Origin of the sequence: Enterococcus rotai, assembly GCF_001465345.1 — a bacterium.
Taxonomy (GTDB): domain Bacteria; phylum Bacillota; class Bacilli; order Lactobacillales; family Enterococcaceae; genus Enterococcus_L; species Enterococcus_L rotai.
Map to the genome: position 1 here is coordinate 2,377,275 of NZ_CP013655.1, position 17,228 is coordinate 2,394,502.

A 17,228-nucleotide genomic window follows, 5' to 3' on the forward strand; every position below is an offset into this window, starting at 1 on the left:
GGCGCTCGTCTCGCCTTCATTTGTTTGCAAATAAAGTAATGAAAATGAAAGGAAGAATAGATCATGGAAAATGCTGAAATTCGAACTCTTTTAGATGAAATGAACCAATCAATCACAAGCTTCAGGGGGTCTCTTTGACTTAGATCAGTTAGAAGAAGACATTGCGGAAGCAGAAAATAGAATGGCAGAACCTGGCTTTTGGGATAATTCGGAAGCGGCACAACAATTGATCAATGAAACGAATGCCCATAAAGAAAAATATCAACAATTTCATCAATTTGCAGATGAATTAGAAGAGTTAGAAATCATGAGCGAGATGCAACAAGAAGAATATGACGCTGAAACTCAAAAAGAACTGGAAGAACGCTTGTTAAAACTAAAAGAAAAATTAAGTATTTATGAGCTATCACTATTGTTAAACGAGCCTTATGATAAAAATAATGTTATCATGGAACTGCATCCTGGAGCTGGCGGAACAGAGTCACAAGATTGGGGCAGCATGTTGCTTCGAATGTATACTCGCTGGGCTGAAAGTCACGGGTTTCAAGTGGAAACATTGGACTATCAGTCAGGAGACGAAGCGGGAATCAAAAGTGTTACTCTTTTAATTAAGGGATATAATGCTTATGGTTATTTAAAATCTGAAAAAGGGGTTCATCGTTTAGTCCGAATCTCACCGTTTGATTCAGCTAAACGTCGTCATACTTCTTTTTGTTCCGTGGACATCATGCCTGAATTGGATGAAAATGTTGAGATCGATATCAATACGGATGATTTAAAAGTCGATACGTATCGTGCAAGTGGGGCTGGTGGACAACATATCAATAAAACAGAATCAGCTGTTCGGATCACTCATATTCCGACAGGAACAGTGGTTGCCAGCCAAGCGCAACGCTCGCAGCTAAAAAACCGTGAACAAGCAATGGGCATGTTGAAAGCAAAACTTTATCAATTGGAAATGGATAAAAAAGCACAAGAAGCAGCGTCACTACGTGGTGAACAACTGGAAATTGGCTGGGGTTCACAAATTCGTTCTTATGTTTTCCATCCGTACTCAATGGTCAAAGATCATAGGACGAATTACGAAACGGGAAATGTACAGGCGGTAATGGATGGAGAGTTGGATGGTTTTATCGATGCGTACTTAAAGCAGAAATTAAATTGATCAATTCACAGAAATGAAACAAAATTGTAAACTGTTGAAAGAGCCTTGAAACAAAGTCATGTTATAATGATTGATAGTCTAGAAAACAGAGATGGAGAGAATACGCCATGATTGAAATGAAAGATGTAATGAAGAAATATTCGAATGGTACAACAGCTATCCGAAATATTTCAGTAGAAATAAAACAAGGTGAATTCGTTTATGTTGTTGGCCCTTCTGGTGCCGGAAAATCAACGTTCATCAAATTAATGTATCGTGAAGAAAAAGCAACAAAAGGACGTTTGAAGGTTGCCAGTCATGATTTGATGAAAATAAAAAATTCGGAAGTCCCTTACCTTAGAAGAGAAATTGGTATCGTCTTTCAGGATTACAAATTATTGACGAAAAAAACCGTCTATGAAAACGTTGCGTATGCTATGCAGGTTGTTGGACGTAAGCCAAGAGATATCAAGAAACGAGTGATGGAAGTTCTTGATTTAGTTGGCTTAAAACATAAAGTCAGAGTCTTTCCAAGTGAATTATCTGGTGGGGAACAACAACGTGTTTCAATTGCTCGTGCAATTGTAAATACACCGAAAGTTCTAATTGCCGATGAACCAACAGGAAATCTGGATCCAGAAAACTCATGGGAAATCATGAAATTATTGGACCGGATCAATGCTCAAGGAACAACTGTTGTAATGGCAACACACAATAGTACGATTGTAAACACGATCCGTCATCGCGTAATCGCCATCGAAAATGGCCGAATTATTCGAGACCAAGCGGAAGGAGAATATGGCTACGATGATTAGAACCTTCTTTTCTCATGTCCTAGAAAGTATCAAAAGTTTAAAACGTAATGGGTGGATGACAATAGCTTCTGCCAGTGCCGTTACGATTACTTTAGTCCTTGTAGGGATTTTTATGGCAGTAATTTTTAATGCAACAAAATTAGCAAAAGATATTGAAGAAAACGTAACAGTTTCTGTATTCGTTGATATTGGTACAACACCAGACGAAATGCAAAAACTAGAAAAAGAATTGAATAAAATCGACAATGTTGAGACTATTTCTTATTCAAATAAAGATAAACAATTGGAGAAAATCCAAAAACAAATGGGTGAAGCGTGGAACCTTTTTGAAGGCGACAGCAATCCGTTATATGATGTTTATTATGTAAGTGCAAAAGAACCTTCAGATACAAAGAAAATCTCAGAAAAAGCGGCAAAACTACCGAATGTCTTTAAAGCGGATTACGGTGGCGTTTCTTCAGATAAGATTTTTAGTATTGCAGGAAAAGTTAGAACTTGGGGATTAGGTGCTGCAATTTTGCTATTATTTGTAGCAGTATTCTTAATTTCTAATACGATTCGTATCACGATTCTCTCACGCCAAAGGGAAATTCAAATCATGCGTTTAGTTGGTGCTAAAAACGGCTATATTCGTTGGCCTTTCTTTATTGAAGGGGCTTGGATTGGCTTGATCGGAGCAATTATTCCGATCTTAGTCTTAACATTTGGGTATCAACAATTTTATACCTTGTTTAACCCGCAATTGTTGAGTTCAAATTACTCATTACTAAAACCTGAGTCATTTGTTTGGCAAATAGATATCTTGATGATCGTGATTGGAATGACTATTGGGTCTTTAGGATCAATCATTTCAATGCGTCGTTTCTTAAAAATTTAAAACTCGAAAGCAGACAATTTTGTCTGCTTTTTCTTTACTTATTTTATTAAGTTGGTTATGCTTTACTAGGGATATATGTAAAAGTGATTGGGGTGGATACATGAAATTTTTATATGATAATTTATTTGTTATTATTTTTATTGCGAACATGCTATTATCGTTAGTCATTGTTTTTCGCGAAAGGAAACAAACAGCACAAACCTGGTCATGGTTGCTTGTACTGATGTTTATTCCAGTCTTAGGCTTTATCCTTTATATTTTCTTAGGACGTGGAATTTCAAAAGATAAGATTTTTGATATGAAGATGCAAGCGAAAATTGGGATGAATGCTGAAATAGAATCGGAGAAACAAGCGTTATTAAGAGGCTTATTTCCACATCCACCAACAGGAGAAGTTGACTCAAAGCAATTGATTTATATGCTGACTTTATTTGAAAGCTCCTTATACACAACCAATAATGAGGTTCGTTTATATACAGATGGAAGAGAAAAATTTGATGGACTGATCGAAGATATCCGTCAAGCCACTGATCATGTGCATATGGAATACTACATTTACCGTGGTGATACACTAGGCAAAGAGATTAGACAGGAATTGATTGATGCAGTAAAACGAGGCGTAAAAGTCCGATTGCTTTTAGACGCTTGGGGTTCAACACAAGTCAATATGAAATTTTTTGAAGAACTAAAAAAGCTTGGCGGAGAAATTGCCTTTTTCTTTCCATTGTTTGTACCGTATCTAAATCCTAGAATCAACTATCGCAATCATCGAAAAATCGTCGTAATTGATGGTAAAATCGGCTATACTGGCGGATTTAATGTCGGAAATGAGTATTTAGGTGAGGTTGAAAAATTTGGTTATTGGCGAGACAATCATTTACGGATTCATGGAGAAGCTGTTTACAGTTTACAAAATCGTTTTTTGATGGATTGGAATTCACAACATAGAGAAGAGTTAAGCTATGATGATGCCTATTTTCCACCAATTTATTCTGATGGGAAAAAAGCAGTTCAAGTGGTAACTAGCGGACCCGATTCAGAACATGAGCAGATCAAAATGACCTATCTTAAGATGATTTCAATTGCTAAAAAGGAAATTTTGATTCAAACGCCCTATTATATACCAGATGCATCGATCCATGAAGCACTAAAATTAGCTCTGTTATCTGGTGTCAAAGTCCGTATACAAATACCAAACAAACCGGATCATATGTTAGTTTATTGGGCAACCTATTCATTTTCAGCTGAATTACTAGAATATGGAGCAATTATTGAAACCTATGAGCAAGGATTTATTCACGCTAAAACGATGATTATTGACGGTGGAATTGTTTCAGTTGGCTCAGCTAATATTGATGTTCGTTCATTCCGCTTAGATTTTGAAGTGAATACAATTATTTATGATCAAGAATTTTCAAAAGAAGTTAGAGACGCTTTCTGGGAAGATTCTAAAGTATCGAAACTTTTAACAGAAGAAATATACCGTAATCGTGGTTTAATTATTAAACTAAAAGAAGGACTGGCTCGTCTGATTTCACCATTATTATGATGCGTTTGGAAAGCGGCTGGGACAGAAACGATTAAATGGATTTAAGGTGTGAGACAAAAGTGATTTTTACTTTTGTTCACATCTTTTTTGATTTTAAAAATGATTATTTGTGTTATTTTATTCTAAAAAAATGCTGAGTTCAACAACTTATAATTTTCAACTGAAACAGTTAATGTTAAAATGAATTGATTGAATTGAGTTTGGAGGATTAACAGATAAATGAAAAAGAAAATGCTATTATTTTTTAGTCTAGTTGGAATACTAACTTTATCAGGATGTGCTAAGTGGATCGATCGAGGTGAATCGATCACAGCAGTCGGCTCATCTGCGCTACAACCGCTAGTTGAGACGGCAGCAGAAGAGTTTCAAAACCAAAACCCAGGACGCTTTGTCAATGTTCAAGGAGGCGGAAGCGGTACAGGATTGAGTCAAGTTCAGTCTGGTGCAGTAGACATTGGGAATTCTGACTTGTTTGCAGAAGAAAAAAAAGGAATCGATGCATCTAAACTGACAGATCACAAGGTTGCTGTAGTCGGAATTACGCCAATCGTTAATAAGAATGTTGGGGTATCAGATATTTCATTAGAAAACCTTAGAAAAATCTTTTTAGGCGAAATAACGAACTGGAAAGAACTTGGTGGAAATGACATTGCAATTGTTATGTTGAATCGTGCAGCTGGAAGTGGTACACGCGTGACTTTTGAGCGTTGGGTATTAGATGGTAAAACAGCGATCCAAGCTCAAGAACAAGATTCCAGTGGGATGGTTCGCTCGATTGTTGCAGATACACCTGGAGCAATCAGCTATACAGCTTTTTCTTATGTGAACGATGAAGTCAACACATTAAGTATTGATGGTGTAAAACCAACAGATGAGAATGTAATCACCAATAAATGGACGATTTGGTCGTATGAACATATGTATACATTAGGGAAACCAAAACAATTAACAGAAGAGTTTCTCGCGTTTATGTTATCAGATGAAGTACAAGAAAAAATCATTGGGCAATTAGGCTATATTCCAGTTTCAAAAATGAAAGTGGAGCGTGATTGGCAAGGAAATCTTATCAACTAATCACCTTTACACAAAATTTACAAACTTAACATAAGATTTACATGTTATTAAACGCAAATTTATGTAGGGAAGTTACACTGGATTTATTGTGATAGGTGTTGCATTTATGGGGACTTATCTAGCTTCTCGGAAAAAAGATAAAAATTGAGTGAGGTAAAGAACATCTCAATCATTTTTTCCTATTTTTCTGTGGAAGCTGAACGAGCTCGTTACGCTTTTAAAATAAGGAGGAATTTTCTTGGAAGATGTGCAGAAAACATTGTTAACGAAATCAAAGCGCGCAAGAATGGAACAGCGGGGGAAATTTATTAGTTTTCTGTGTATCGCTTTGATTGTTTTAGTTGTTCTATCAATCTTTTATTTTGTCGCAAGTAAGGGGTTAGCGACTTTTTTTACAAATAAAATCAAAGTTTCCGACTTTTTATTCGGTACAAATTGGAACCCAAGTGAGACTGGAACGGATGGTAAGCCTATGGTAGGTGCGTTACCGATGATTGCGGGTTCTTTTATTGTGACGTTTATGTCTGCAATTATTGCAACACCATTTGCAATTGGTGCCGCAGTGTTTATGACCGAGATTTCTCCTAAAAAAGGCTCGAAAATCTTACAACCAGTTATTGAGTTATTAGTTGGGATCCCATCAGTTGTTTATGGTTTTATTGGTTTGTCTGTAATCGTCCCTTTTATTCGTTCGATTTTCGGTGGTACAGGCTTTGGGATTTTAGCGGGGACGTTTGTCTTGTTTGTAATGATTTTGCCTACGGTTACTACAATGACAGTCGATGCTTTAAAATCAGTACCTCGTCATTACCGTGAAGCCTCTTTAGCTTTAGGGGCAACACGTTGGCAAACAATCTATAAAGTCGTTTTACGAGCAGCGGTACCAGGAATTTTAACTGCTGTCGTTTTTGGGATGGCACGTGCTTTCGGTGAAGCGTTGGCGATTCAAATGGTTATCGGAAATGCGGCGATCATGCCATCAAGTTTAACAACACCAGCGTCTACTTTAACTAGTATTTTGACAATGGGGATTGGGAATACGATTATGGGAACAGTAGAAAACAATGTACTGTGGTCATTGGCTTTGATCCTGTTGTTAATGTCATTATTCTTTAATATTATTATTCGAATTATTGGTAGGAAAGGGGCCTTGAAATAATGAATGCAAAAAAGGCAGATAAATTTGCAACTGGCGTCTTGTATGCTGTTTCAGGAATTATTGTGTTGATTCTAGCAGCGTTATTACTGTACATTTTAATTCGTGGTATTCCTCATATTTCTTGGGATTTTTTAACGAAACCTTCTAAGGCGTATCAAGCCGGTGGAGGGATCGGCATTCAATTATTCAACTCCTTATACTTGTTACTGATCACAATGCTGATCAGTTTTCCAATTTCGTTAGGTGCGGGTATCTATTTATCTGAATATGCAAAGAAAAACTGGGTAACAGACGTGATTCGGACATCAATCGAAATTTTAAGTTCTCTTCCTTCTGTTGTGGTTGGTTTGTTCGGCTTCTTGATTTTTGTAGTGCAGCTTGGTTATGGTTTTTCAATTATTTCAGGAGCATTAGCATTAACATTTTTCAATCTGCCTTTATTGACAAGAAATGTGGAAGAATCGTTAAAAGCTGTTCACTATACACAACGAGAAGCGGGCTTGTCTTTAGGTTTATCACGCTGGGAAACAGTATTGAAAGTGGTTGTTCCAGAAGCTTTACCAGGTATTTTAACAGGCGTAATTTTGAGTTCAGGAAGAATTTTTGGTGAAGCTGCAGCGTTGATTTATACTGCAGGACAAAGTGCACCAGCATTAGATTTCAGTAATTGGAATCCATTAAGTGTGTCAAGTCCAATCAGTATTTTCCGTCAAGCTGAAACGTTAGCCGTTCATATTTGGAAAATCAACACAGAAGGCACAATGCCAGATGGTGCAGCTGTTTCTGCGGGTGCTTCTGCTGTTCTGATTTTAGTCGTGTTACTCTTTAATTTCGGGGCACGTTTTATCGGAAACAGATTATATAAAAGAATGACATCAGCCTAATGTTAGGGGAATCAGAATGAAAGAATATAATTTAAACGATACAAATATTATAAAATTACCAGAACCGATTGCTTTGCATACCGATGATTTACATGTTTGGTATGGTGAGAATGAAGCCATCAAAGGTGTCGATTTAGAGTTTGAAAAAAATAAAATCACTGCCTTGATCGGACCATCTGGTTGTGGCAAATCGACGTATTTACGTTCGTTGAATCGGATGAACGACGGGATCGCTAATACCAAAGTAACCGGGAATATTATGTATAAAGGTGTCAATGTGAATACTAAAGAAGTCGATGTTTATGAAATGCGTAAACGAATCGGCATGGTATTTCAACGTCCTAATCCTTTCAGTAAATCGATCTACGAGAATATTACATTTGCTTTAAAACAACACGGTGAAAAAGATAAGAAAAAGCTAGATGAAATAGTTGAAACTAGTTTGAAACAAGCAGCACTTTGGGAACAAGTCAAAGATAATTTAGATAAAAGTGCATTAGCGTTGTCTGGTGGTCAACAGCAACGTTTATGTATTGCCAGAGCTATTGCCATGAAGCCGGATATTCTACTTTTGGATGAACCAGCTAGTGCTCTAGATCCGATTTCAACTGGTAAAGTAGAAGAAACATTAGTTAATTTAAAAGACGATTATACGATCATTATCGTAACACATAATATGCAGCAAGCTGCTCGTATCAGTGATTACACTGCCTTTTTCTATTTAGGTAAAGTGATTGAATACGATGAAACAAGAAAAATCTTTACACGACCAAAAATTCAAGCAACAGAAGATTACGTTTCTGGACATTTTGGTTAGGAGGAGCAAGATGACAAAAGAGATTATTTCATCAAAAGATCTGCATTTATATTATGGTAAAAAAGAAGCCTTGAAGGGGATCGACCTGAGCATCAATCAAGGGGAGATTACTGCTATGATTGGACCGTCCGGTTGTGGTAAATCGACCTATCTACGTTCATTGAATCGTATGAATGATTTGATTCCAGGCGTGACGATCACCGGTAGCGTTGTTTATAAAGGCAAAGATATCTATGGTCCTAAAACAGATATCGTAGATTTACGGAAAGAAATCGGCATGGTTTTTCAACAACCTAATCCCTTTCCTTTTTCAATTTATGAAAATGTCATCTACGGTTTGCGTTTAAAAGGAGAAAAAGATAAACAAATTTTAGATGAAGCTGTAGAAAATAGCTTAAAAGCAGCCTCAGTTTGGGATGATGTGAAGGATAAACTGCATAAAAGTGCGTTATCTTTATCAGGTGGTCAACAACAACGTGTCTGTATCGCTCGTGTTTTAGCCGTTGATCCTGAAATCATTTTATTAGATGAGCCGACTAGTGCTTTAGATCCTGTTTCAAGTGGTAAAATCGAGAATATGCTTTTAACGCTAAAAGAAAAATATACAATGATCATGGTCACACATAATATGTCTCAAGCTTCACGCATTTCTGATAAAACGGCTTTCTTTTTACAAGGAGAATTGATAGAATTTAATGATACAAAGAAAATATTCTTAAATCCTAAAGAAAAACAAACAGAAGACTATATTTCTGGAAAATTTGGTTAAAAAAAAGGAGGAACACATATGTTGCGCAGTCAATTTGAAGAAGAACTATTAAATCTTCATAATCAATTTTATGAGATGGGGATGATGGTAAGTAATGTCGTTCATAAATCTGTTCGAGCTTACATTAACCACGATAAAAAAATTGCCAATGAAGTCATCGATTATGATGTAGAAATCAATGATATGGAAGTAAAATTAGAAAAGAAAAGCTTTGAAATGATTGCTTTACAACAACCTGTCACAACGGATCTAAGAATGATCATCACCGTTATGAAAGCCAGTTCCGACTTAGAAAGAATGGCAGATCATGCTGTATCAATCGCTAAATCAACGATTCGATTAAAGGGAGAAACGAGAATTCCTGAAATCGAGAAAGAAATTTCAGATATGTCTGATTACGTGAAAAAAATGGTGGATAATGTATTGATCGCTTATGTCAAAACAGACCAAAAAGATGCGCGTATGATTGCTAAGATGGATGCACGTGTAAATGAGTATTTTGATAGTATCTACAGCCATTCAATCAAAGCGATGCAAGCAAATCCAGAAACTGTAATCAGCGGAACTGATTACCTTCATGTTGCTACGTATTTAGAACGTATCGGTGATTATGTGACGAATATTTGTGAATGGATCGTTTACTTGGCGACTGGCAAAATTACTGAGTTGAATAGTAATCATGACGAATAAATCAATTAAAAATTAGTAGAAATAGGTCAAGACAAATTGTCTTGGTCTATTTTTTTATCTATCAAACAGTTTAGAGTTTAAATTGTTAAAAATAATTTTGAACATAATTTCATTAACGTGTTTACATTTGTTCTGACCTCGTGTATTATACAATTATATTGGAAAGCGCTAACCATTATAACTAAAATTTTGGGGTGAGTTAATTTGGAAGAAACGAATGTAGTTGTTGGTAAAATGAACCGACCGACCTTAGCTGAGCAAAGGAAGCAATGGTTCAAGGAATTTATGAAACCGTTTTTGGTCGTTGTGGTGATTTACATCACGATGTATATGATTCGTAATAACTTTAAAGCAGCACAGCCATTATTGAAAAGTCAACTAGGTCTTACAACGACCGATCTAGGTTATATTGGTTTTGTCTTTTCGATTGTCTATGGGTTTGGTAAATTTATTGTTGGTTATATTGTAGATGGTAAAAATACGAAGAAAATTTTGTCTATTTTGTTATTATTATCTTCGATCACTGTTTTATGTATGGGGATCCTTTTTACTATGAATAATGTTCCGATGGGATGGATCGTTGTTTTATGGTCATTGAATGGCTTGTTCCAATGTGTAGGTGGGCCAAGTTGTGCTTCAGTGATCACACAATGGACAACAAGAAGTAATCGCGGTCGATATATTGGGTTATGGAATGCCTCACATAATATCGGTGGTGGGTTTGCCGGTATTTTTGCTGTTTGGTGTGCGACAACATTCTTTAGAGGCCAAGTTGCCGGAATGTTCATTATTCCAGCGATCGTAGCGGCTGTGGTGGCAATCGGCACATTTTTCATCGGAAAAAATAGACCAGAAGATTTGGGTTGGAATTCAAGTGAAGAAATCTTTGGTGAACCAGTTGAAGCAGCAAATGTAGATGCAGAAAATTTAACAAAATGGGAGATTTTCAAAAAGTATCTTTTAACCAATCCGTATATTTGGGTTTTATGTGTGGCCAATGTATTTGTTTATATCGTCCGAATCGGGATCGATAACTGGGCACCATTATATGTGACCGAACATTTGAACTTTTCACAAGAAGCTGCGGCACAAACGATTTTTTATTTTGAAATGGGTGCCTTAATTGGATGTTTAGCTTGGGGATATATTTCAGATTTATTAAAAGGTCGTCCAGCTTTAGTTGCTACTGTCAGCACAATTTTATTACCGATCGGAATTATTGGGTATCAATTAGGAACAACAGAATTTGTGATCAATGCTTCATTATTTATGTTGGGGATGATGGTCTTTGGTCCTCAGTTATTGATCAATTTATCGATGTTAGGCTTTGTGCCTAAAAAAGCAACGGTTGTTTCAGGTGGACTATTGGGCGCCTTTGCGTATCTCTTTGGTGATTCAATGGCTAAAATTCTTTTAGCTAGAATTTCTGATCCTTCTAAAGATGGTGTGAATTTCTTTGGACATATTTTACATGGTTGGAATGATACATTTATCATCTTTTATATTTCAATAGTGATTATCGCGGTTCTATTAGGGATCGTAGCAATGGCAGAAGAACGAAGAAGAAAACAAGTAAAGGCATAAAGGTGGAATAGACAAATGAATATACAAATTACAAATTTTAGAGACCTAGGTGGCATCAAGAACAAAGCAGGTAAAGTCGTCAAAGCGAATAAATTATTACGCTCAGGTCATTTAATCAATTTAGATCAAGCAACGCAAACAGCTTTAGTCAATCATTTCAAGCTAACAAGAATCATTGATTTTAGACGTGGTTTTGAAATCAGTGAATCACCAGATACGCCAATCGAAGATGTGGAATATGTCAATTTGGACCTACTTGGGAAAATGAATGCTAAAAATTCTAGCTTAGCTGATTTTGCCAAGTTAAAGTCAATTGAAGCAGTTGATAAACATATGTTAGGTGTTTACGAAGACTTAATTTTGAATCCGGGTGCTCAAGAAGGATTTACAGAATTTATGGAGTATATTTTAGCAAATAAAACAGGATCAACGATTTTCCACTGTTTTGCTGGTAAAGATCGGACAGGCTATGCTTCGGCTTTGTTACTTTTATTATTAGATGTTGAAAAAGAAGAAATCTATAAAGATTTTTTGATTACAAATACAGAAAGAAAACAAGCGAATGATGAGCTGATTCAACAGTTTAGAGAACAAGGATTTGGTGAGGAACAACTAGAATCATTAGCTACCGCACTTTATGTCAAAGAAGACTATTTAGATCATGCCTTCAATTTGATTGAGAAAAATTTTGGGACAGCAGAAAAATATGCTGCTGAATGTTTGAACTTTGATCAGGAAAAATTAACAGAACTAAGAAGTATCTATCTAACTGACTAAAAAAAGTGATTTGTCTTCCTCGTTTGTTCTTGCTATAATGAGCTTAAATAATTAGGAACGGACAATGAGTATGGATAAAGAAAAACAACAGCTTAGTATTGAAGTCGCAAGACTCTATTATCAATCTTCACTTAGTCAGCAGGAAATAGCTGAAAAATTAAATGTTTCACGTCCGACGATTTCACGACTTTTAAATTATGCAAAAGAAAAAGGCTATGTTCAAATCACGATTTTTGATCCTTTTTCCGATTTATTTGAAATTGAAAAGAAGCTAAAAGAAAAATATGGTTTGGCAGAAGTTCATGTTGCTTTTTCGCCAGATCCAAACTATAATTTCATTTCAGAATACCTAACTTCATACGCTGCTGAATATCTTGAAGATACCATTAAAAGTGGGGATATTGTTGGCGTCAGTTGGGGCACAACTATGCATAAGACTGTCACAAAGATGGATCGTCTGGATGTTAAAGGGGTCGAGGTCGTCCAGCTAAAAGGCGGTATTGCGTATTTTGATGTTAATAATTACGCATTTGAGACAATTACGTTATTAGCTGAACTTCTAAATACAAAAGCCCGGACTTTTCCTTTACCGGTTATTTTAGATAGCAAAGAAGCCAAAGATTTGGTCGTAGTTGATCGTCATATCAGTAAAGTCATCGAGTTGGGGAGACAGGCAAACATTGCAGTATTTACTGTTGGGACCGTACAAAGCGAGTCATTGCATTTCCGTTTAGGTTATTTTACCGAACAGGAAGAAAAATCTCTCAAGGCCAACGCAGTCGGCGATATCTGTTCTAGATTCTTCAATGAAGAGGGACAAATCAGTGATGCAGAGATCAATGGTCGTACCATTGGTATCGAACTTGAAGAGCTGAAGACGAAAGAAAAATCAATTTTAATTGCTGGTGGAGATCGTAAAATCAAAGCAATTCACGGTGCACTGACGGGTGGCTACGCGAATGTTTTGCTGATTGATAAATTTACAGCAATGAAGTTATTAAAGCACTAAACTTATATTTGGTAAGCGGAGTAGACAATAGTGGCTACTCTTTTATAAATACTTATTATGAACGGAATTTCACATTGTTAGAACGAAATTTCGGAAAGGGAGAGTACAATGAACGTAAACAAAATGATCGACCACACATTACTAAAACCAGAAGCAAATGAGGAAGCATTATTAACGTTGATCGAGGAAGCGAAAAAGTATGAATTTGCTTCAGTTTGTGTAAATCCATACTGGGTTGCTTTAGCAAGTAAAGAACTAGCAGGTACTTCAGTTGAGATTTGTACAGTGATTGGATTTCCTTTAGGCGCAAACACAACAGCAGTTAAAGCCTTTGAAGCAGAAGAGGCTATTAAAAATGGTGCAACAGAAGTTGATATGGTCATTAATGTTGGTGCCTTGAAATCAGGCGATGAAGAGACTGTCTTAAAAGACATCGAAGCAGTTGTTGCAGTAGCGAAAGGAAAAGCCTTAGTTAAAGTAATTCTTGAAAACTGTTTGCTAACTGATCGAGAAATTGCAGTAGCCTCAAAATTATCTGTCCAAGCAGGAGCCGATTTCGTTAAAACGTCCACTGGTTTTTCAACTGGAGGAGCTACGATCAAAGATGTTGCGTTAATGCGTAAAACGGTTGGTCCTACTATTGGTGTTAAAGCCTCAGGTGGCGTTCGTACAGCAGAAGATGCTAAAGCAATGATTCATGCTGGTGCAACAAGAGTTGGTGCAAGTTCAAGTGTTGCAATTGTGGATGCAGCAATTAACGATACAACAGGCGGCTACTAAATTTTAAACAATTGAGATCGTGAGGTACAGAATATGAGAATGGTAGATATCATTGAAAAAAAACGCAATGGCAAAGAGCTAAGTAAAGCGGAAATCGAATTCTTTATTGAAGGGTTAACCAACGGAACAATTCCAGATTACCAAGCAAGTGCTTTTTTGATGGCTGTTTATTTCCAAGATATGTCGGATGAAGAAAGAGCAAATTTAACATTGGCGATGGTCCATTCAGGCGATGTGATCGATTTATCCAATATTGAAGGCATCAAAGTAGATAAACATTCAACAGGTGGTGTCGGAGATACGACAACCTTAGTTTTGGCACCACTTGTGGCCGCACTTGATATTCCTTTTGCCAAAATGTCTGGACGTGGATTAGGACATACAGGTGGTACAATCGATAAATTAGAAGCTTTTGCAGGATTTCATGTAGAGTTAACCGATGACGAGTTCACCGAAATGGTTAATCGTGATAAAATTTCAGTGATTGGTCAATCAGGTAATTTAACACCAGCTGACAAAAAATTGTATGCGTTAAGAGATGTAACGGCGACGGTTAGTTCGATCCCGTTGATTGCTAGCTCGATTATGAGTAAGAAAATCGCAGCTGGAGCAGATGCAATCGTCTTAGATGTTAAGACGGGAGCTGGTGCTTTTATGAAGACGGAAGAGGATGCCGCTGAACTTGCTTCTGCAATGGTTAGAATCGGTAATTTAGTGGGGAGAAATACGATGGCGATCATTTCTGATATGTCACAACCACTAGGAAATGCGATCGGTAATTCGTTAGAAGTCCAAGAAGCAATTGATACACTGCATGGTAATGGACCAGAAGATTTAACGGAGCTTGTTTTAACGTTAGGTAGCCAAATGGTCGTCCTAGCAGGTAAGACAGATTCTTTAGTAGAAGCAAGAAAATTATTAAAAGGTGTTATCGATGATGGCTCCGCTTTAGTTAAATTTAAACAATTCATTAAAAACCAGGGTGGTAATCCTGAATGGGTGGATGATCCTAGTCTATTGCCACAAGCTAAATTTGAAATAGATGTTGTAGCTGACTCTGATGGCGTTGTTGCAGAAATCGTTGCAGATAATATTGGGGTAGCTGCAATGAAACTTGGAGCAGGACGAGAAACAAAAGAAGATGATATCGATTTAGCGGTCGGCTTGATTTTAAGAAAAAAAGTGGGCGATCCAGTGAAGAAAGGCGAAAGCTTAGTTACAATTTTTGCAAATCAAGAAGACGTTTCTGACGTTACTGCGATGATCAAAGAGAACATCCGAATTGGGACAGAAGTTCCAGATAGTAAACTGATCTATCGTGAGATCCATAGTTAGTCTAAAAAAATGAAAAGCGTTTGTTTCATATATAGAAAAGGTTGGGATGTGACTCGATGAGAGTGATGCTCAAACCTTTTCTTTTTTGATCTAAACGTAACTTTCTTCCTATTAAATGCAATCAAAATCCACAGTTGAAAAAAATAAATGAGTGATTACCCTTGAGGACTACCTAAAATTCATTCTTAAGTCCTATGACAAACAACAAAAAAGAAGGCATAATAGGTACATAAGGAAAACACCCTCGGGTGAAAAATTTGCTAAGGAGGCAATTTCCATGAAAGAAAGAGAAAGAGTATTAGACTTAGTTAAAAAAGGTATCCTATCTTCAGAGGAAGCTTTAGTATTATTAGAAAACATGGCCACAGAAAAAGATGAAAAACAAATCAAAAAAGCTGCTGACCAAGTAAATGTAACAAATCCAACTGTTGATACAAAAGAAAATGATAAAGTCGTAGATTTACTAAATAAGCTAGAAAATCAAAAAGAAGATGAGATCGTTGAAACAGAAATTTCTGACGAAGAGGTCAAAGCAAAAGAAGCACAAGATCATGAACGTTTAGAAAAAATTCTAGATGATCTAGCAACGGAAGCGAATCGGACATCTGTAGAATTAGATGAAGTTAATGCTGAAATCGCTGGTGTCAAAGAAGAAATCAAAGAAGCGCAAGAAAAATTAATGGAATTAAATACGAAAGAAGAACTAAGTGAATTAACTAATGAAGATTTAGACGTTAGAGCATCATTAGAAGCTGAAATTAAATCATTAGAAGATGCTTTAGATGAACAAATTCAAGAAAAAATTGCTTTAGAAGCAGAATTGAAAAATATTCGTAAAGAACAATGGTCAGAAACCAAAGACCGTGTCACATCAAAATTTGATATTCCAGATGATTGGAAAGATCAAGCAACCGATACGATCAATCAAGTCGGTGAAAAAATGAGTGAAGCAGGTTCTCAATTAGGTTCATTCCTGAAGAAAACATTTAACTCATTTTCTGAAACAATGAATGATAATATGGAATGGAAAGACGTAAGCTTCAGAGTTCCAGGTGTAGCGACAACCAAATTTGAACATGAGTTTAATTATCCAGCACCACTTGCAAGTTTGATCGATGTTAAAGTTGCAAATGGAAATATCGTATTCAAAACGTGGGATCAACCAGATGTTAAAGTAGAAGGGAAAATCAAACTTTATGGTAAAATGGATGCTGAAACACCACTTGAAGCATTCTTAGAAAGAAGTCAAATCGATGTGGATGACGAAGTGATTTCCTTCCAAATCCCTAATAAACGTGTACGTGCAGACTTAATTTTCTATTTACCTGAGCGGACGTTCGATCATGTATCTATCAAATTATTGAACGGAAACGTATCTGTTGAATCATTAAAAGCAAAAGATGTTTACACTAAATCAACGAACGGCTCAATCACATTCAATAAAATTGATGCAACAATGCTTGAAATTGAAGGTGTAAATGGTGATATCAAGGTTTTAGATGGTGAAATTTTAGATAATATCATCGAAACTGTCAATGGTACAGTAACAATTGCTGCTACTCCTCAAACAATCGGTGTTTCATTGATCAATGGTGATGTTCGCATCACAGCGAAAGAAAAAACATTACGTAAAGTTGAGGCAAGTTCAGTCAATGGGAATGTGAAAATTGCGCTACCAACTGAACTAGGCGTTAAAGGTACAGTGAAAACAAGTCTAGGTAGTATTAATAGCCGTTTGAGTGACTATGAAGTGATTCGTGAGAAGAAAGAAAGAACCAACCAATTACTACAATTTAGACGTTTGAACGAAGAGAATATGGCGCAAATCAATGCTTCTACAACAACAGGAAACATTTATTTAAAAGACACAGATAAATAGATGCGTAGAACTTGATACTTTGAACTTGTGTTGATGTCTATTTGATAGTTGAGAGGAATCTTCTTAACTATCAAATAGAAAAATTA

16 protein-coding genes are annotated in these 17,228 nt (G+C 36.4%); all 16 read left to right on the forward strand.

What is annotated here, in order from left to right:
• Window positions 1-63: 63 nt before the first annotated feature.
• Window positions 64-1,165 (forward strand): peptide chain release factor 2 gene (prfB, locus tag ATZ35_RS11085; RefSeq protein ID WP_208927287.1). Its coding sequence is split into 2 segments (ribosomal slippage): window positions 64-135 and window positions 137-1,165, totalling 1,101 coding nucleotides; the frame shifts between segments, so codons are not numbered across the junction.
• 107 nt (window positions 1,166-1,272) lie between these two features.
• The gene (ftsE, locus tag ATZ35_RS11090; protein ID WP_069655586.1) at window positions 1,273-1,959 is read left to right on the forward strand and encodes a cell division ATP-binding protein FtsE; all 687 of its coding nucleotides are present in this window, start codon (window positions 1,273-1,275) and stop codon (window positions 1,957-1,959) included.
• The gene (ftsX, locus tag ATZ35_RS11095; protein ID WP_086281074.1) at window positions 1,952-2,836 is read left to right on the forward strand and encodes a permease-like cell division protein FtsX; all 885 of its coding nucleotides are present in this window, start codon (window positions 1,952-1,954) and stop codon (window positions 2,834-2,836) included. The genes ftsE and ftsX overlap by 8 nt, the downstream gene beginning before the upstream one ends.
• 100 nt (window positions 2,837-2,936) lie before the next feature.
• The gene (cls, locus tag ATZ35_RS11100) at window positions 2,937-4,385 is read left to right on the forward strand and encodes a cardiolipin synthase (protein ID WP_208927288.1); all 1,449 of its coding nucleotides are present in this window, start codon (window positions 2,937-2,939) and stop codon (window positions 4,383-4,385) included.
• A gap of 219 nt (window positions 4,386-4,604) precedes the next feature.
• Window positions 4,605-5,459, forward strand: a complete 855-nt coding sequence (locus ATZ35_RS11105; protein ID WP_208927289.1) for a phosphate ABC transporter substrate-binding protein PstS — start codon at window positions 4,605-4,607, stop codon at window positions 5,457-5,459.
• Between the two features lie 238 nt (window positions 5,460-5,697).
• Window positions 5,698-6,618: a phosphate ABC transporter permease subunit PstC gene (pstC, locus tag ATZ35_RS11110; RefSeq protein ID WP_208927290.1), complete on the forward strand. Its 921-nt coding sequence runs from the start codon at window positions 5,698-5,700 to the stop codon at window positions 6,616-6,618.
• Window positions 6,618-7,502: a phosphate ABC transporter permease PstA gene (pstA, locus tag ATZ35_RS11115; RefSeq protein WP_208927291.1), complete on the forward strand. Its 885-nt coding sequence runs from the start codon at window positions 6,618-6,620 to the stop codon at window positions 7,500-7,502. The genes pstC and pstA overlap by 1 nt, the downstream gene beginning before the upstream one ends.
• A 16-nt stretch (window positions 7,503-7,518) precedes the next feature.
• Complete coding sequence (gene pstB / locus ATZ35_RS11120; RefSeq protein ID WP_010771606.1) at window positions 7,519-8,319, forward strand: phosphate ABC transporter ATP-binding protein PstB; 801 nt, start codon at window positions 7,519-7,521, stop codon at window positions 8,317-8,319.
• Between the two features lie 10 nt (window positions 8,320-8,329).
• Window positions 8,330-9,088 carry a phosphate ABC transporter ATP-binding protein PstB gene (gene pstB, locus ATZ35_RS11125; RefSeq protein WP_208927292.1) on the forward strand — a complete coding sequence of 253 codons (759 nt, stop codon included), beginning with the start codon at window positions 8,330-8,332 and terminating at the stop codon, window positions 9,086-9,088.
• A gap of 18 nt (window positions 9,089-9,106) precedes the next feature.
• The gene (gene phoU / locus ATZ35_RS11130; RefSeq protein WP_086281095.1) at window positions 9,107-9,778 is read left to right on the forward strand and encodes a phosphate signaling complex protein PhoU; all 672 of its coding nucleotides are present in this window, start codon (window positions 9,107-9,109) and stop codon (window positions 9,776-9,778) included.
• A gap of 204 nt (window positions 9,779-9,982) precedes the next feature.
• Window positions 9,983-11,362 (forward strand): hexose-6-phosphate:phosphate antiporter UhpT, encoded by a 1,380-nt coding sequence (gene uhpT / locus ATZ35_RS11135; protein ID WP_208927293.1) that lies wholly within the window; start codon window positions 9,983-9,985, stop codon window positions 11,360-11,362.
• Between the two features lie 15 nt (window positions 11,363-11,377).
• Window positions 11,378-12,139 (forward strand): tyrosine-protein phosphatase, encoded by a 762-nt coding sequence (locus tag ATZ35_RS11140; protein WP_208927294.1) that lies wholly within the window; start codon window positions 11,378-11,380, stop codon window positions 12,137-12,139.
• Between the two features lie 70 nt (window positions 12,140-12,209).
• The gene (gene deoR, locus ATZ35_RS11145; protein ID WP_208927295.1) at window positions 12,210-13,148 is read left to right on the forward strand and encodes a DNA-binding transcriptional repressor DeoR; all 939 of its coding nucleotides are present in this window, start codon (window positions 12,210-12,212) and stop codon (window positions 13,146-13,148) included.
• A 108-nt stretch (window positions 13,149-13,256) separates the two neighbouring features.
• Window positions 13,257-13,928 (forward strand): deoxyribose-phosphate aldolase, encoded by a 672-nt coding sequence (gene deoC, locus ATZ35_RS11150; RefSeq protein WP_208927296.1) that lies wholly within the window; start codon window positions 13,257-13,259, stop codon window positions 13,926-13,928.
• Between the two features lie 33 nt (window positions 13,929-13,961).
• The gene (locus tag ATZ35_RS11155; protein ID WP_208927297.1) at window positions 13,962-15,263 is read left to right on the forward strand and encodes a pyrimidine-nucleoside phosphorylase; all 1,302 of its coding nucleotides are present in this window, start codon (window positions 13,962-13,964) and stop codon (window positions 15,261-15,263) included.
• 277 nt (window positions 15,264-15,540) lie between these two features.
• Window positions 15,541-17,142 (forward strand): daptomycin-sensing surface protein LiaX, encoded by a 1,602-nt coding sequence (liaX, locus tag ATZ35_RS11160; protein ID WP_208927298.1) that lies wholly within the window; start codon window positions 15,541-15,543, stop codon window positions 17,140-17,142.
• Window positions 17,143-17,228 lie beyond the last annotated feature (86 nt).

Bases quoted from the DNA above. Each gene is read 5' to 3' on its own strand.
- ftsE (WP_069655586.1), top strand. From the start codon at position 1,273: ATGATTGAAATGAAAGATGTAATGAAGAAATATTCGAATGGTACAACA.
- ftsX (WP_086281074.1), top strand. From the start codon at position 1,952: ATGATTAGAACCTTCTTTTCTCATGTCCTAGAAAGTATCAAAAGTTTA.
- cls (WP_208927288.1), top strand. From the start codon at position 2,937: ATGAAATTTTTATATGATAATTTATTTGTTATTATTTTTATTGCGAAC.
- ATZ35_RS11105 (WP_208927289.1), top strand. From the start codon at position 4,605: ATGAAAAAGAAAATGCTATTATTTTTTAGTCTAGTTGGAATACTAACT.
- pstA (WP_208927291.1), top strand. From the start codon at position 6,618: ATGAATGCAAAAAAGGCAGATAAATTTGCAACTGGCGTCTTGTATGCT.
- pstB (WP_010771606.1), top strand. From the start codon at position 7,519: ATGAAAGAATATAATTTAAACGATACAAATATTATAAAATTACCAGAA.
- pstB (WP_208927292.1), top strand. From the start codon at position 8,330: ATGACAAAAGAGATTATTTCATCAAAAGATCTGCATTTATATTATGGT.
- phoU (WP_086281095.1), top strand. From the start codon at position 9,107: ATGTTGCGCAGTCAATTTGAAGAAGAACTATTAAATCTTCATAATCAA.
- ATZ35_RS11140 (WP_208927294.1), top strand. From the start codon at position 11,378: ATGAATATACAAATTACAAATTTTAGAGACCTAGGTGGCATCAAGAAC.
- deoR (WP_208927295.1), top strand. From the start codon at position 12,210: ATGGATAAAGAAAAACAACAGCTTAGTATTGAAGTCGCAAGACTCTAT.
- deoC (WP_208927296.1), top strand. From the start codon at position 13,257: ATGAACGTAAACAAAATGATCGACCACACATTACTAAAACCAGAAGCA.
- ATZ35_RS11155 (WP_208927297.1), top strand. From the start codon at position 13,962: ATGAGAATGGTAGATATCATTGAAAAAAAACGCAATGGCAAAGAGCTA.
- liaX (WP_208927298.1), top strand. From the start codon at position 15,541: ATGAAAGAAAGAGAAAGAGTATTAGACTTAGTTAAAAAAGGTATCCTA.